Source organism: Desulforamulus hydrothermalis Lam5 = DSM 18033 (genome assembly GCF_000315365.1).
GTDB classification, from domain to species: domain Bacteria; phylum Bacillota; class Desulfotomaculia; order Desulfotomaculales; family Desulfotomaculaceae; genus Desulfotomaculum; species Desulfotomaculum hydrothermale.
In genome coordinates this window covers 181965-197449 of sequence record NZ_CAOS01000008.1, presented here as the reverse complement: position 1 = coordinate 197449, position 15485 = coordinate 181965, and the positions used below count along the sequence as shown (strand labels likewise).

Annotated in this window: 14 protein-coding genes and 2 tRNA genes; 7 read left to right on the top strand and 9 right to left on the bottom strand. The window is 47.5% G+C overall.

Features of this window, described 5'->3' with window-relative positions:
• Positions 1 to 40 precede the first annotated feature (40 nt).
• Positions 41 to 448 carry a very short patch repair endonuclease gene (locus tag DESHY_RS06130; RefSeq protein ID WP_008411259.1) on the top strand — a complete coding sequence of 136 codons (408 nt, stop codon included), beginning with the start codon at positions 41 to 43 and terminating at the stop codon, positions 446 to 448.
• Here the strand turns inward: DESHY_RS06130 and DESHY_RS06125 are convergent.
• From DESHY_RS06125 to DESHY_RS06110, 5 genes are all read right to left on the bottom strand, one after another.
• Positions 445 to 1686: a DNA cytosine methyltransferase gene (locus DESHY_RS06125; RefSeq protein ID WP_008411258.1), complete on the bottom strand. Its 1242-nt coding sequence runs from the start codon at positions 1684 to 1686 to the stop codon at positions 445 to 447. The genes DESHY_RS06130 and DESHY_RS06125 overlap by 4 nt on opposite strands.
• A gap of 546 nt (positions 1687 to 2232) precedes the next feature.
• Positions 2233 to 3465, bottom strand: coding sequence for a hypothetical protein (locus tag DESHY_RS06120; RefSeq protein ID WP_143147762.1), 1233 nt, complete (start codon positions 3463 to 3465; stop codon positions 2233 to 2235).
• Positions 3466 to 3830: 365 nt separating this feature from the next.
• Positions 3831 to 3906, bottom strand: a tRNA-Lys gene (locus DESHY_RS06115).
• Between the two features lie 12 nt (positions 3907 to 3918).
• Positions 3919 to 4014 (bottom strand) — tRNA-Cys (locus tag DESHY_RS13885).
• 117 nt (positions 4015 to 4131) lie between these two features.
• Positions 4132 to 5466 (bottom strand): glycosyltransferase family 2 protein, encoded by a 1335-nt coding sequence (locus DESHY_RS06110; protein ID WP_008411256.1) that lies wholly within the window; start codon positions 5464 to 5466, stop codon positions 4132 to 4134.
• A gap of 267 nt (positions 5467 to 5733) precedes the next feature.
• On the opposite strand from DESHY_RS06110, the gene DESHY_RS06105 reads away from it, so the two are divergent.
• Together DESHY_RS06105 and cysK are read left to right on the top strand one after the other, a co-directional pair.
• Complete coding sequence (locus tag DESHY_RS06105) at positions 5734 to 5961, top strand: hypothetical protein (protein WP_008411255.1); 228 nt, start codon at positions 5734 to 5736, stop codon at positions 5959 to 5961.
• A 78-nt stretch (positions 5962 to 6039) separates the two neighbouring features.
• Entirely contained in the window at positions 6040 to 6996 is a 957-nt protein-coding gene (gene cysK, locus DESHY_RS06100; RefSeq protein ID WP_008411254.1) for a cysteine synthase A, read from the top strand.
• Positions 6997 to 7057: 61 nt separating this feature from the next.
• Here cysK and DESHY_RS14700 read toward each other — a convergent pair whose 3' ends face one another.
• The 4 genes from DESHY_RS14700 to DESHY_RS13330 all read right to left on the bottom strand — a co-directional run bounded on the left by DESHY_RS14700 (position 7058) and on the right by DESHY_RS13330 (position 10508).
• A complete protein-coding gene (locus tag DESHY_RS14700; RefSeq protein WP_274377186.1) occupies positions 7058 to 7180 on the bottom strand; it encodes a hypothetical protein in 123 nt (40 codons plus the stop codon).
• A 68-nt stretch (positions 7181 to 7248) separates the two neighbouring features.
• Complete coding sequence (locus DESHY_RS06095; protein WP_008411253.1) at positions 7249 to 8061, bottom strand: DUF169 domain-containing protein; 813 nt, start codon at positions 8059 to 8061, stop codon at positions 7249 to 7251.
• Between the two features lie 135 nt (positions 8062 to 8196).
• Positions 8197 to 9729 (bottom strand): EAL domain-containing protein, encoded by a 1533-nt coding sequence (locus tag DESHY_RS13335; RefSeq protein ID WP_008411251.1) that lies wholly within the window; start codon positions 9727 to 9729, stop codon positions 8197 to 8199.
• 68 nt (positions 9730 to 9797) lie between these two features.
• Positions 9798 to 10508, bottom strand: a complete 711-nt coding sequence (locus tag DESHY_RS13330; RefSeq protein WP_008411249.1) for an EAL domain-containing protein — start codon at positions 10506 to 10508, stop codon at positions 9798 to 9800.
• Positions 10509 to 10835: 327 nt separating this feature from the next.
• On the opposite strand from DESHY_RS13330, the gene acs reads away from it, so the two are divergent.
• The 4 genes from acs to acpS all read left to right on the top strand — a co-directional run bounded on the left by acs (position 10836) and on the right by acpS (position 15481).
• Positions 10836 to 12782, top strand: a complete 1947-nt coding sequence (acs, locus tag DESHY_RS06080) for an acetate--CoA ligase (protein WP_008411248.1) — start codon at positions 10836 to 10838, stop codon at positions 12780 to 12782.
• An 89-nt stretch (positions 12783 to 12871) separates the two neighbouring features.
• Positions 12872 to 14233 carry a histidine kinase gene (locus DESHY_RS06075; protein WP_008411246.1) on the top strand — a complete coding sequence of 454 codons (1362 nt, stop codon included), beginning with the start codon at positions 12872 to 12874 and terminating at the stop codon, positions 14231 to 14233.
• A 13-nt stretch (positions 14234 to 14246) separates the two neighbouring features.
• Positions 14247 to 15023 (top strand): LytR/AlgR family response regulator transcription factor, encoded by a 777-nt coding sequence (locus DESHY_RS06070; protein WP_048817927.1) that lies wholly within the window; start codon positions 14247 to 14249, stop codon positions 15021 to 15023.
• Positions 15024 to 15109: 86 nt separating this feature from the next.
• Positions 15110 to 15481 (top strand): holo-ACP synthase, encoded by a 372-nt coding sequence (gene acpS, locus DESHY_RS06065; RefSeq protein ID WP_008411242.1) that lies wholly within the window; start codon positions 15110 to 15112, stop codon positions 15479 to 15481.
• Positions 15482 to 15485: the final 4 nt, after the last annotated feature.

Genomic DNA, 15485 nt, shown 5'->3' with positions numbered 1-15485 from the left:
AAGAAGAAATCACGCTGTATAAATATTTAAGGTGGTCTTTATGGATACGAAGAGCAAAGAAGAAAGAAGTAAAAACATGGCCGCCGTAAAAAACAAAAATACCGATTTGGAAATTAGATTACGTAAGGCTTTATGGCAACAAGGATTAAGATATAGATTGTCAAATAAATTACCGGGACGGCCGGACATTATCTTTCCGGGTAAAAAAATTGCAGTGTTTTGTGACGGTTGTTTTTGGCACGGGTGTCCTAAATGCGGACAAATACCTGAGCAAAACAGGGTTTTCTGGGTTACCAAAATAAAAAAGAATCGTTTGAACGATATGAAGGTTACGCAAAAGTTGGAACAGTTGGGATGGAAGGTTAAACGTTACTGGGGTTGTGAAATTAAAAAGGAATTGGAACGTGTGGTAAATGATATCAAGCAAACAATTAACGGAGGGGATTAGCACCCTGCTCCGTTAATTATTTCCAGCACCTGTTGCTTCAAGGCATGACCTATGGCTTCTGCTAACAGAGGAGGTACAGCATTTCCGATTTGACGGGCAACATTTAATATACCACCATAAAAGTGCCAACCTTCATTACCCGGATTTAACGGGAAGGATTGCAGAGCTGCCATTTCAATTGTACTTAATCCACGATTTAATTCGGGGTGGATATATTTACCTTTTGCAGGATAAATTGCTCCGGTACGGATGGTAACGGAAGGCTCATTATATTGAAGACGGCTAAAGTTATCTCTTCCTTGGAACTTTCCTTTTTTCCAACAATTAAATTTCAAATCATCGGGCAAGTCAGCCCAACACATTTTGGTTTTTGGCTTAATATAACTGATCATTTCAACTATTTTGGGAGAAAGTTGAGCATAAAAATTATCTTTTCTGTTATAATGCTCCTTTGTCAGTCTGCTGAAAACTTCTCCAACGGTAACCCATTTTTTTAATTTTTGGTATGGAAACGGTACTCCTTTTAAAGCACAAAGAGTATTAAAATATTTTAAACTGCTTTCAGGATTTTCGGCATGAGTAGGAAACGGAAACCCCGGTTTTTTACCGTCTCTCCTTCCGATAATAAATACTCGGTATCTCTTTTGCGGAACCCCGTAGTCAGCGGCACAGATCAAAGCAATGGAAATTCCGTATCCGGATTTACCGAATTCCTGTTCCATAAATTCAATTACTTTTTTATGATTTTGAACCATCCCTCGTACATTTTCAAAGATAAAAGTAACGGGCTGTATTTCTTTAACCATTTGGATGAAATATTTATATAATTTACCGTTAGAAACACTGTCCCCTTCATTTTTACCCAGACTGCTGAACGGTTGGCATGGGGCCCCCCCTGCCAGTAAAGCTGCCTCGCCTATTTTAAGACCGGCGGTTTTCAAAATCTCTTTTGAGTTTGTTTTAGTAATATCGCCATTTCCTACCAAACGCCATTCTTTTCGATTAATTTTAATGGTCTCAATACAATATTTATTGTTTTCAACATAGGCTCTTGTTGAAAATCCCGCTCGTTCCAGTCCAAGGTCTAATCCCCCCGCACCGGTAAAAAGGCTAATCATTGGTAGATCGTAGGGCAAGTTAGGAAAATCAAAGACACCCGGGTGGTAATAAGGAGTATTTGTTCTAATATCCTCTATAATCAGTGAATTTTTGTAATAATTCTGTTTACATATTGCCACCTAAATGAACCCCCTGAATGTATAAATAAAGAGAAGTTCTTGATTAATAAACAAAATCCTTTATTGCATGTATTTGAAGAATAAAAGTTGACCACCCTGTCAATCAAACCTGCTATGCCAAGTTGACGAGACAACAGTAAAGACAGGGAGAAAAGGATAATTAAGGCTGCTTGAAGTATATCAAAGATTTTCCCCCTTAAGTAAGTTTAAATAGTAGGCCCGGTTTTTATAGCTTCAGTCATGAGGGTGATTTTTCAAAGTTGTCAAGTAAAGTTTTTGGTTAGCCAGGTAAAAAATCCTCACCTGAATAACTAATTGTTAAAACAATCACCGGACGAGGTGTGAATTTTACCTGAATCGCTTCCGCTCGGCCTTGCTAGGTAACGTTAGCTGCCGGTGTAGGCTATATAGGCGATGGTGGCATGATGGGGTAAGGACCTCGCAGATACTGGAGAAAAAGCTGGCAGAGGGATTATTATAGATTTTGACCACATTGTACATTAAAATGACCACATTAGCTTTAGGGCTAATGTGGTCATTTTTTACTTAAACCAAACGCCCCAGCACCACCTTATCGATATCCAGCTCGCTTCTTGCGCTGGGGGCTTTGGTAAATTGCACCCTGGCAGACACTGTATCAGGGGGGGCAGGTTCTGTAATGGCTGTGTAAACCAGCCATTTATCCCGCAGGTTATCATTGGGAGGTATAATGAGACTGGCTCCCAAACCGATCTCCCTGCCGTTCTGATCCAGCCAAAGTATGTTAATGATTACCTGACTGGTTAAGGCCTGTGAGCCTACGCCTCGAAATCTAAAACCGGTGTTAAATAAAAAGCAATGGCCCGCCGCATTGGCCAGGGGAACGTCCTGATAAAGCACACCGCCGACCGTATCCACAGCAGCTGTATAATTCCCCTCATAAACATCAGATAAACTAACGACCGAGGTGTTGACGTTTTGCCACCCGTTCAAGCCATCTTCGAAACTGGGATTTATGATTAAGTTTTGAGTAGCGGCCCGGGCAAAAATTACATGATCCAGTCTCAAGGTAAAACCTTGTTCTACGTCCGCGGTAAACAAAATGCGCGCTTTTACAGCACCTGCAGGAGCCGGCTTTGTTAGATCCAGGTAGGTCAAATAGCCAAACTGGTTTTTCAAGGTGTTGTTAGGAATGTTAATTTCCAGTCCCGGCGTGCCAAGGATATTGTTTGCTGCATCCAGCCAGAGGACCTGAGCGGTCAGTGCGGCGGTAGGCCCCTGGGAGAACGGAGTAGTAAGGGCTGCAAAACTAAGTAAAAAGGAAGCATTGGACGGTTGACCTGTTAAAGGCACATCCTGGTAAACTGTACCGTTCACGTTGGTTGCGGTATTCACAAGACCTTCTAAGGGGTCGGTAAAGTCAAGGCTAAAGCCGGTGGTATGCCACCCGTTTAATCCCGACTCGAAGCCAGGGTTCACCAATAAATTGCTGCTTTTTACCGGGGCCAGGATAACCTGATCAATTACAATGAAAGAATTCTCTGTACCTTCTGTTTTACTAAAGAGCAGTCTGGCAAAGGCAGTGCCTATAGGAGGGCGGTCAGTAATGTCAAAGTAAGTAATACCTAGCGCGGAACCGGGTAAAAACACTCTAAGTCCATTGGCCATAGCGTTACGGTTTTCGTCCAGCCATAACACTTCCACGGTTAGGTTATTGGCCACAGCGTTGTTAGTAGAAATATTAGCACTAAAAAACAAGGGACAATTTGCCGGACCAGACAATGAAACGTCTTGAAACAAATGCGCTACACCTTCTTGCATAATGGCCTGTTGTGTGCCTTCGAAGGGAGAGGCATCGGAAACCGATACGTTATCACTGGTCTGCCACCTTGTTAGACCTGCTTCAAATCCAGGATTTTGCAGCAAATTAAAACATCTGGAACAAACCTCCGGCCTGTGCGATGGGACGGGAGTGCTGATACAGTTCTGTATACTTAAAACCTCAACCGTTGCGCAAGGGGGGCAGCGTTTATCCATATTTATCACCCTTATTGTGAATATTTTTCCATCATATAATATTCACTGATAAAGGCATTGTTACACTTGTTAACCACTTAACGGACTTAGTATCCAACTCATACGAAAAGCCGGCTGCAAGCCGGCTGTGGTGGGCCATGAGGGAATCGAACCCCCAACCTGACGATTAAGAGTCGCCTGCTCTACCAATTGAGCTAATGACCCGTAACTTGTATTTGGAGGGGAGAAGTCGGAATCGAACCGGACTCCCGCCTGGATCACAGGCAGGCCAGCGGGTTTGCAGCCCGTGGGGGGACCTTCCCCATTCTCCCCAAACTATTTTATCATAATATTTTATTATATTACAAATAACATTTAGTTATAAATATACAGGTCATCATAACGTATAGTTGTACCGAAAGTATAAAAAAGGCCCTTTTTGAGGGCCTTTTACCAGCGTTTGGCAATACCAAAAAATTCTTCAAAATAACCCCACACGCAAACCGGTGACATTAAAATCTGATAGCAAACAGTGTATACCACAAAACCCAGCTTGTTTTGCCTGATTTTCAGGTTCAGCTCTTGAAATACGCTGCGCTGGTACTTGTACATAGTATAGTTTATATACAAGGTTAAAGGAATAACCGCCAGCGTCATGGGACCCACAATCCAATAATAACCAAACAGGGCTAAAATAATGCCGGGGATATATACAAAGGTATAAGTTAAGTCCAGCAGGGGATATAACAGGTCAATGCCAACCAGAATGGCAGTGGGAGAAAACCGTTTATAAATCAAGTCAATATGAGCTTTAAATCCCTCAATCATACCCCTGGCCCAGCGTCTGCGCTGGCGGGCAAAAGCCATAAAGGTGGTAGGTACTTCTGTAAAACCTACCGCAGTTGCTTCATAGCCAATGCGGTAACCTTTTTTAATCAGTGCCCAGGTCAGCACAATATCTTCCCCGATGCAGGAGGGCCAGCCGCTCACCTCTTTAACTACGGCGGTTTTATATACACTAAAAGCCCCCTGGGCCACCAGGGTGCCCTGGTACAGGGCCTGTTGGCGCTTAACGGAAGAAATGGCCAAAAAATAATCCCATTCCTGCAGCCTGGTCATAAAAGTATCCCGGGAGTTTTTAGCCAGCACGCAGCCGGCCACCGCAGCGGTATGACCCGGATCGCCCAACATGCGGGCCATAATGCGGGTAATGGCCTGGGGATGTAAAAAAGTGTCCGCATCGATGGTTATTACATAGTCATCGGCAACATATTGTAAGCCTTTATTTAGTGCCGCCGATTTACCCTGGTGATTTGCTTCAATTAACTTAACATTGGGCATGCCGCAATTTAAAACCAGCTCTTTCGTACGGTCCAGCGAGCCGTCATCAATAACAATGATGTTGATGATACCGGGGTAGTTCTGTTGTCTGAGAGAACGCAGTGTTTCTAAAATGGATTTTTCTTCATTGTAAGCGGCAATAAGGATGCTGACAGGCGGCAAGTCCCGGGCTGTCTGTAAAGGCGGTGGCCGGTCAATCAGCAAACTGACCAGCAAAAACATGTTTAAGTAACCCGGTATTAAAGCAATAAAGAGAACGATAAACCAGCCGGCCCAACTGCCCACTAATTGTGCCAGGCTCAATACCCAGGGATAACTGATAAAGCAGGACAGGGTAAACCACATAATAGCTGTCAGATTGGCTAAAATAAATTTGTGTTTGGTGGGGATATACAGCCGCTTGCTTTTGGGATTAATCGGAATTGGCAAACCGGGCTCGCTCATAGCAAAACTCCTTTATCAGTCATTCCTAAATATCAATAATTCCTATTATATATTCTGACAAAGATAAATATGTTCACGCCAGCCTAAAAATTTTCCATATTATTTTAGGCGCCCAAGTGCGATACCGGCATTTCGACAAGTGTGGCTAATCATAAAACCTCTAAAAAGTTCCTGATACAGCTTTGGCGCTGATATATTCGCAATATTTTTTCAAAGGTAAATGCTCCTTTGTGAACGAAATCTATCGTACCAAAGGAGGTCGCGGTCTTGCAGTACGGCTCAAATTTCCTGCACTCATTGACAAACGCTGCCGGGGAAACGGAATACTGGCGAATAAGCCTGGTCAGGCTGGGCAACGGTTTTATTTTAGGCACAGCCTGCGGTCCGGACCGCCAGGTTACCATCCCTTGTTATCTAAAAAACGATAATATACAGGAAGCCCTGCAAACCATGCTGCAGGCAATCACAGAAATTGTGGCGGCGGCAACGAAATAAAGCAGTATGTTTTCCAAGTGCTGTATATTTTTCCCGCTTTGTTCTATGATATAAGAAAAATCTTGCGGAGGAAAGATTATGCCTGTTTATAACAGTATTTTAGAAACCATTGGCAAAACGCCGCTGGTGCGCTTAAATCGCCTGACCGAAGGCCTGGCAGCAGAAGTGTTGGCCAAGGTGGAATATTTCAACCCGGGCGGCAGCGTAAAAGACAGGATTGCCTATGCCATGGTGGCGGACGCCCTGCAGCGGGGTATCATCAACAAAGAAAGTGTGCTGGTTGAACCCACCAGCGGTAATACCGGGGTGGGCCTGGCCATGGTTTGCGCTGCCCTGGGCATACGCCTTATTTTAACCATGCCGGAAACCATGAGCGAGGAGCGGCGCAGCCTTTTGAAGGCCTACGGGGCAGAGTTGCTGCTCACCCCCGGCCAACAGGGCATGTCCGGAGCCATTGCCAAGGCTGAAGAGCTGGTGGCCGGCCTGGATAATGCTTTTATGTTGCAGCAGTTTGCCAATCCGGCCAACCCGCGGGCCCATGTGGAAAATACAGCGGTAGAAATATGGGAAGATACCGGGGGTAAGGTGGATATCTTTGTGGCGGGCGTTGGCACAGGGGGTACCATTACCGGTGTTGCCGGCTATCTTAAAGAGAAAAAACCTGATTTACAGGCAGTGGCGGTGGAACCGGCCCAATCGCCGGTGCTTTCCGGCGGTTCCCCCGGGCCTCACCCTATCCAGGGCATCGGGGCGGGGTTCATACCGCAGGTATTAAATCTTGAATTGGTGGATGAGGTTTTTCAAGTGACAGGCGAGCAGGCCATGGAAACAGCCAGGCGGTTAGCCCGCCAGGAGGGCATGCTGGTGGGGATATCAGCCGGGGCCGCCCTGTATGCGGCTTTGCAGGTAGCGAAGCGGCCGGCCAGCCAAGGGAAAACGGTAGTAGTATTACTGCCCGATACCGGCGAACGTTACTTATCTACCGCCCTGTTTAAGGAAACAGGACCGCAGGAAAGTATGCAAAGCAACCGGTAAGCCGAACTGGGAACAAGCAACCAAAAAGCCGAAGGCAGCAACTTTTCTCGCCTTCGGCTTTTTACTGGGATGCTTCTTCTTCGTTATCATTTACTTTTTCCAGGCCAATGTCTTCCAGGATTTGATTAATTAACTCCTTTGTCATCGCAACACCCCCTTTCTGATTATTATAACATTCTATCATTGAAAAAACCATATGTCAACAATTTATTTTAGGGGCCCTGCGAGAGCGGGCCCCTTGCTTGCTGCACATTATTCAACATCTTTAAAGCGAATCATAGGACACTTTTTGCACACATCCATACCGGGATACTCTTGGCCGCCGGCACCGATGAAGGATGCGCCGCCGCCGTAGTGGTGGCTTCTCTTTAACAACTGTTTGGTTAAGGCTGCAATATGCTCACCGGGAATAAATACGTTGACTTCGCCCTTTTCGGTTTTGCCGGAGGTAAAACTGCCGGCACACATGGTTTTCATGCCGGCGGTACGTTGCAGGTAGCAATCCACGGCACCGCCGCACACTGCCGAGTTAACCGTATGGATGGAAGTAACGGTGGGAACTTTAGTGGCACCGATGTAATCATTTAAAATATGGTAGGCTTGATAGGGATTTACAATAAAGAAAACCACATCAGGCGTTACCGGAGTTTTGTATAGGGGAGCGGCCATAATGCCTTTTAATTCCCCCAGGGGAAGTTTGGGTTTAACCTCCAAACACCTTTGGGCCAAATCCCAGTCGGCTGTATATTTTAAATGATCTTTAACTTCCTCCTCGCTGGGCGCCCGAAAGCCAAAAACAGTGCGGGCATTGTCACAAAGCAGCTTGTCATCCGTTACTTTAACAATATGGTCGTTCATGCGGGAAGCCAAAAGGGCCTGACAAAAGGTCATTTTGGGGCCGGGCAGTTTATCGGCTGCCAGTTGATCAAATGACTCCCGGTCAAAATAAAATTTTATTGCCACCGGGTTGTATTCTAACTTATAAAGAACCGCCAGCGCCCGGTGCATATCTTCGTAGGAAAGATTTTCTTTAGCGGCCAGCTCCGCAACATTAATCAGCAGCATGAAGACTCCCCCTAAAAAATTAAGAATATGTATGTTTAATAATATGTTATCAGATGATAGACAAATAAAATGTGTGGTAGCACACATTTTATTTGTCAGCTTGCCTACATTAAGAGAAGCCGGGCCGCTTGGCAGCTACAGCGGTGGGCGGTGCTGCCGCCGATCCCAGACATAAACGCTGCCGCTTTTGTTTTTGGCATATTGTTTTAACTGCGCGGTTGTTTCGGCCAGCTGTTCCGATGAGCAATGGCCGGCACAGTCAACAACGGCCAGGGAAACTGACACCAGAGGAAACCAGACTGCCTGTCCCTGCCGGTTGAGGCCGTAAAAACCACCCCGGTTTTTATCCTCGGGTGAATAAAAATTTTTTACCAGTCGGTCAAAATAGCGAATATAGCGCCGGCACACGGCCTCTGCTTTATCCTTATAAGTAAGCACAATAAAATCATCGCCGCCGATATGTCCCACAAAATCATTGGCACCGCCATATTTGCGAACTACAGCGGTCAGCAAGCGGGCGGCCATAAGAAGTAAACGGTCACCGTTTTCAAAACCGTAACGGTCATTGTATGACTTGAAGTTATCCAGGTCGAGGTAAATGCAAACAAAGGGGGATTTTTCCGTCAGTCGGTTGCTGATCTCTCTTTCCACGGTCAGGTTGCCGGGCAATCCGGTTAAAGGATTGGCGCCCCGGGCCACCTCCATGCGGATTTTGGTCATGGTATCCAGCAGCGTTTGTACGGATACCACGCCTTGCAGTTGATTATCTTTGGTTACTACAATAAAATCATATAACTTTAGCCGGTCCCTGTTCATGGCCAGCTGGGATACCTGTTCAATAGGCAGTGAGCTGTCTACTGTCAATGGGTCACTGTCCATAATCATAGCTACCGGACGTTCAAAATACAGGGCTACTCCATACTGGGTGCCCAGGTAACGGTCCAAGTGATGCCGCATCACCAACCCTACCGGGCGGCTGCCTTCCAGTACCACTACGCCGTTAAGCAAATCATGGCTGTCCATCATTTCCTTAAGCCGGCGAACCGGTGTGTTAGATGTGACTTGAACGGCCGGTTGACTGATTTCACCGATGGGAAAAGCCTTTTGCCAGATACCGGTGGGATTGCGGGAGGCCAGGGCCAGAATACAGTTAAGGGCTTCCGTTTGCACAGCCGGTAAAGGATAGGCGGGACGGGCTAAATAGTAACCCTGGCCGTAATGCACCCCAAGGGAACGCAGCGTCATCAGTTCTGCTTCGGTTTCAATACCTTCGGCAATAATAGAGCAGCCGATTTTCTGGGCAAAGGTAACGAAAGTTTCTAACAGGGCCTGTTTAACCCGGTTGGTATCGATATCTTTAACCAGTGAATGATCAATTTTAATATATTCGGGCCGAACTTCCGCAATGGCCTGCAGGCTGGAAAAACCGGCGCCGGCGTCATCCACCGCTACCTTATAGCCTTGATTGCGGTAATGGGCCAGGGTTTTGTTAAACCGGTGGAAATCATGGATGCCCTGTCGTTCGGTAATCTCAAATACCAGGTTGTGTGAACTTAAATGACTTTCTTTCAAGATTCGCATGGTTTCGCCCTTGACAAACTGGGGATCGTTAATGGTATGCGGGTGAATGTTAAGAAAAAAGCTTTTGGCCGCTGTCTGTCGGGTCAAAGTTTTTTATGGCCAATTCCCGGCAAACCTTTTCTAAAGGGAACAGCAGGCCTGCTTCCTGGGCATAGTTAAAAATCACCGCCGGTGAAAAAAAGTAACTGTTTCCGGCCCCGGGTAAGGGCTTCCCAGCCAGGATTGGCCGGTTTGCAGAGAAACAATGGTTGATAAACGATGCGCAAATTTTTGTTTTGCAGCAGGTCATGAAACTCCCCCAACAGGTGCACCATCTGCTGTTCCCAGGTGCCTTTGGCGGCCTTTTGGGCTTCCTTTAAAGCACTGTACAGGGCCTGCTCGGGATTTTTCAGACCCCGCCGGATGATGGAATAACCGACATGCAGCTTTAAGGTATGTCCGGTAATTTTAATAACTTCGTTTTTAATTGATTGTTCTAAAGCAATACGCAGAGCTGTTAATGTTTTGCTCAAAATTGCCGGGGGCGGCATTTCTTCCTGGCGGCAGAGCACTAAAAAATCATCTCCCCACAAATTCTCCACCATAACTTCCCCGCAGCAATTAATAAATTGACCGGTTCTTTTTTCCAGGACACGGCGCAGGATATGCAGTACCCTTTTGGCTGTGGCTTCGCCGTTAAGCTGCATAATCCGGTGAAAATCAGCCACATCCACATAAATAAGCAGTACGGAAGCACTGCCGGCCAGCATGCTTTTTAATTTGTCCATAAAAGAGCTGCCCTCCAGCAGGTAAAAGAACAAGCTCCGTCCTTTGAGCAAGCTGCCCAGTGTTGTGGCGACTTTGTTAACCAGTTTGTGAAGATACATGTCTTATGGCACCCCTGGTATTTCTTGGTTCTTTCAATGTAGCATAATTGCGTTAGATTTTAGTTAATACGGGGTTAAAGGCCGGTTAAACGGCGTTAAGATTCCTGTCTCTTTACGGCTAACGGTCACAACAAAGACCTGAACGGTATATTTGGGGCGTTAACGGCCCGGTGACGGGCGGGGCGGCCGGTAAACCGGCGGCGGCTGCCGTTCGGCGCAAGCATCATCAGAAAAATGGTGTAATCTGCTCACTAACGGGAAAAACATATCCTCCTGGGCAACGGTTCTGTAAGATAAGATTAAAACAACGGCTTGGGAGGTAAGGTTATGTTTAACCAAAAAAACATTGCGTTTGCTCCGGAAGAGCAGGTTTATTATCCTGACATCTCTTTTTCCGCCCGGGCCAATGTCCGGGATGCCCGCATCTACGATTGGGCCGGTATGGATTATGAAGGTTACTGGGCTGAGGAAGCCAAAAAACTGCATTGGTATAAAACCTGGGATAAAGTGCTGGAATGGCAGCATCCCTTTGCCCAGTGGTTTGTGGGCGGCAAGATAAATGCCTGTGTCAACTGTGTGGATCGTCACTTGGACAGTTGGCGTAGAAATAAAGCAGCCATTATATTTGAAGGGGAACCCGGCGACCAGGTGGTTTTAACCTACCAGGACCTGCACCGGGAAGTAAGCAAGTTTGCCAATGTATTAAAAGATTTGGGCGTTGGTAAAGGTGATGTGGTTACCATATATATGCCGATGATCCCTGAGGCGGTGATTGCCATGCTGGCCTGTGCCCGCATCGGGGCACCCCACAGCTTGGTGTTTGGCGGCTTTTCTGCGGAGGCACTGCGGGATCGCATTAAAGATGCGGCAGCTAAAGTGGTTGTTACATCGGATGCTTGCTGGCGGCGGGGAAAAGCCATTCCTCTCAAGCAAAATGTTGATACGGCGTTAACCCAATGTGCCAGCGTAGAAAAAGTTGTGGTGGTACAAAGAACCGGCAGTGAAGTATATATGGAACCAAGCCGTGATCTCTGGTATCACGAATTAATGAAAAAAGCCTCGGCGGTTTGTGAGCCGGCCATGATGGATGCGGAGGATATTTTGTTCATTTTGTATACCAGCGGCACCACCGGCAAACCCAAGGGCATTGTTCATACCACCGGCGGCTATTTAACCGGTGTTACCTCAACCCACCGAAATATTTTTGACCTCAAGGAAGATGATGTTTACTGGTGCACAGCGGATATCGGTTGGATTACCGGCCACAGTTATCTGGTTTACGGCCCGCTGGCCAACGGGGCAACAGTGTTCATGTTTGAAGGAGCCCCGGATTACCCCGAACGGGATCGTTTTTGGGAACTCATTGAAAAATACCGCATAACCCTGTTTTATACTGCACCTACAGCCATTAGATTGTTTATGAAGTGGGGGGAAAGCTACCCCGCCGGTCGCGATTTATCTTCTCTCAGGCTGCTGGGTTCGGTGGGTGAGCCCATTAATCCGGAAGCCTGGCTGTGGTACCACAAACATATCGGCCGAGAAAAATGCCCCATCGTAGACACCTGGTGGCAAACCGAGACCGGCAGTGTCATGGTTGCCCCGCTGCCCGGCCTGGTACCCACTAAACCGGGTTCCGCCACCATGTCGCTGCCCGGCGTATTTGTGGATGTGGTGGATGAACTGGGCCAACCGGTGAAAGCCGGGGAAAGCGGTTATTTGGTGATTAAAAAGCCCTGGCCCTCCATGCTGCGTACTGTCTATAAAGACCCGCAGCGCTATGTGGATACCTACTGGAGTCGTTTTGAAGGCATGTATTTTACCGGTGACGGTGCCAGACGGGATAAAGACGGCTATATCTGGGTGCTGGGCCGGGTGGATGACGTAATTAACGTGTCCGGCCACCGGATTGGTACAGCAGAAGTGGAAAGTGCCCTGGTGGAACACCCGGCGGTGGCTGAAGCGGCTGTTATCGGCCGTTCCCACGAATTAAAAGGGCAAGCGGTGTCTGCCTTTGTTACTCTGCGGGAAGGCATTGCCTGGGCACCGGAGCTGGAGAAGGATTTAAAGAACCATGTGGCCAAGAAAATCGGCGGTTTAGCCCGGCCGGAAGAAATTATCTGCACCTGGGAATTGCCCAAAACCCGCAGCGGTAAAATTATGCGGCGTTTGTTAAAGGATATTGCCGAAGGCAGAGTGCTGGGGGATACCTCTACTCTGGCAGACCCGGCTGTAATTAACCAGTTAATGCAGCAGAGGTTAACGCCAAAAGAATAACTGTTGACCCAACTGTCACAACCTATCGGTTTACTCTCCCTGGGCAGGTATACATTACCTGCCCCCTATTTTTTTGCAGGAGTGACAAAATGAACGTAGAAGTAAGACATATGGAAAAATTGCGATTATTAAGTCAATATCTTCATAAAAAATTTGGTTTCCGTACCCCTGAAGCGATTACCCTGATGCGTTTGGCAGCCTGGCAGGGGGTGGTAGGTATTTTATTGATTATCTGGCGCCCCGGTCTTTGGCCTGCTTTTACTGCCTGCTGCCTGTTAAGTTTTCTTGGCACTTTTATCATACTGGGTTTTCGTCCTTTAAAACGGGTATTAACTGTCAAAGTGGATGAAAAATCCTTTGCTCCCACCCTGCAGATTGCCAATGAAACCCTGCCCTTCCTGCGCCGGGGGCTAAACGAAGAAACCGCCCAGAAAACCGCAGAAATAATTCAAAAAATAAGTGATGTGGCAGCGGTAGCCATTACCGACCGGGAAAGGGTGCTGGCTTTTTTGGGCGCCGGTTGCGAAAACCACCCGGTGGGGGGCTCCATTGTCACCCAAGCCACCCGGGAAGTGATTGCCACCGGAGAACTTAAAGTGGTGCAGCACAAGGGTGAGTTTAACTGTCCGGTAAAAGATTGTGATTGTCCGTTGGAGTCTGCCGTTATCGCGCCACTTATTTGCCGGGGCAAAGTGATGGGTACGGTGAAGCTGTACCAGACCCATAAGGGGCAGATTCCGGGCAGCGTGGTAAAACTGGCTGTCGGGGTAGCCCAACTGCTGGGGGTACAAATGGAACTGGCCGAACTGGACCATCAGGCTCAGCTGGCCACCAAAGCGGAATTGGACGCCCTGCAGGCCCAAATTAACCCCCATTTTCTTTTTAATACTATCAACACCATCAGTATGTTCACTCGTACCAACCCGGAAACCGCCCGCCGTTTGTTAATCAGGTTAGCTTCCTTTTTCCGGCATTCCCTGAAGCGCCACGGCAGATTTATTACTTTGCAGGAAGAACTGGAATATATTCATACCTATTTGGTGCTGGAAAAAGCACGTTTTCGGGAAAAATTACGTGTTTTGCGGAATATAGATAAATCACTGCTGCATTACCGCATCCCGGTATTAACTGTGCAGCCGCTGGTGGAGAACGCAGTTCGGCACGGCATTACTCCTAAAGAAGGTCCGGGGATAGTTCAGATTTCTGCTCAACTGCGGGGCGATGAGATTGAAATTGCCATTACGGATGACGGGGTTGGCATCGCGCCGGAAATTATGCCCAGAATTTTTGAGCCGGGGTTTGGCTCCGGCAGCGGGGTGGGGCTGTCTAATGTTAATGAGCGGTTGAAAATGTTGTTCGGAGAGGAGCACGGTTTGCATATTGAAAGCGAACCGGGATACGGAACCACCGTGTGGCTGCGGGTACCCCTGATGCTGCATGACGATGATTAAGGAGGTGAGCGGCATGATCTTAAAGGCATTGATTGTGGATGATGAATACCCGGCCCGGCAGGAACTGCGTTTCATGTTGGGGCGTTTTAACAACATTGAGATTGTCGGGGAAGCCACCACTGCCAGCGAGGCGCTGACATTGATTAAGGCCCTGGACTACCAAGTGCTGTTTTTGGATATTAATCTGCCGGGCATGAACGGACTTGAGCTGGGAGCGGTAATTCAAGAGCTGCCCAGGCCGCCCTTTGTTATTTTTATAACGGCATATGATGAACATGCCCTGGAAGCCTTTGACGTTAATGCGGTGGATTATATTCTCAAACCGGTGGACGAAAAACGGCTAAAACGGGCCATTGACCGGGTTATCAAAGCACAGCAGGAGCGGGAAGCCTGTGCGCCGGTGCCGGCACAATCGGCTGTGGGTGCCGCCAATCAACCTGCCGCAGGTGAAATAAAAATCAATCGCATACCGGCGGAAAAACAGGGGAAGACCATTCTGGTAGATATAAATGACGTTTTTTATGCTTTTACCGAAAGCGATTACGTTTATATTAAAACTTTTTCCGATAAACTGTTTACCCGCTTTACCCTGAAGGAACTGGAAGCAAGGTTGGGCGGCGGCATGTTTTTTCGTACCCACCGCTGCTACATTGTAAATCTTGATAAAGTAAAAGAAATTGTCCCTTTTTTCAACGGAACTTATAATTTAGTGCTGGAAGATAAAGAGCGCAGCGAGGTACCGGTCAGCAGGGCCCAGGCCAAGCGGCTGCGCAAGATACTTGGATTTTAATTTTTGCCTTTCCTTGGAAATCTGCCTGTCAAGGGCAGATTTTTCGTGTAAACTAAGATATAATAAAATTCCCCGGAGGTGGCAAAATGAAGGGGATTGGCACAGACATTATTGAAATCGAAAGAATAGAACTGGCCGTCAGCCGTTCCGGCCAACAGTTTCTCGACCGGGTGTTTACCCCGGCCGAGCAGGAACACTGCAAGGGCAGGGTGCATTGTTTGGCCGGTCGTTTTGCGGCCAAGGAAGCGGTGTTAAAGGCCCTGGGCACCGGTCTGCGGGAATTAAGGTGGACAAATATTGAAATTCTGCCCAATTACCTGGGTAAGCCCGAAGTAAAACTGATGGGGCCGGCCCGGCAACTGGCCGAAAAAATGGGGATTGACAAAGTGCTGGTAAGTATTTCCCATGACCGTGGCAGGGCAGTGGCCTTTGCCATAGCTGTAGGGAAGGAAGGGTAGCAAC

Coding starts and splice junctions, on each gene's coding strand:
- DESHY_RS06130 (WP_008411259.1), top strand. CDS start 41: ATGGATACGAAGAGCAAAGAAGAAAGAAGTAAAAACATGGCCGCCGTA.
- DESHY_RS06110 (WP_008411256.1), bottom strand. CDS start 5,466: ATGAGCGAGCCCGGTTTGCCAATTCCGATTAATCCCAAAAGCAAGCGG.
- cysK (WP_008411254.1), top strand. CDS start 6,040: ATGCCTGTTTATAACAGTATTTTAGAAACCATTGGCAAAACGCCGCTG.
- DESHY_RS14700 (WP_274377186.1), bottom strand. CDS start 7,180: ATGATAGAATGTTATAATAATCAGAAAGGGGGTGTTGCGATGACAAAG.
- DESHY_RS06095 (WP_008411253.1), bottom strand. CDS start 8,061: ATGCTGCTGATTAATGTTGCGGAGCTGGCCGCTAAAGAAAATCTTTCC.
- DESHY_RS13330 (WP_008411249.1), bottom strand. CDS start 10,508: ATGTATCTTCACAAACTGGTTAACAAAGTCGCCACAACACTGGGCAGC.
- acs (WP_008411248.1), top strand. CDS start 10,836: ATGTTTAACCAAAAAAACATTGCGTTTGCTCCGGAAGAGCAGGTTTAT.
- DESHY_RS06075 (WP_008411246.1), top strand. CDS start 12,872: ATGAACGTAGAAGTAAGACATATGGAAAAATTGCGATTATTAAGTCAA.
- DESHY_RS06070 (WP_048817927.1), top strand. CDS start 14,247: ATGATCTTAAAGGCATTGATTGTGGATGATGAATACCCGGCCCGGCAG.
- acpS (WP_008411242.1), top strand. CDS start 15,110: ATGAAGGGGATTGGCACAGACATTATTGAAATCGAAAGAATAGAACTG.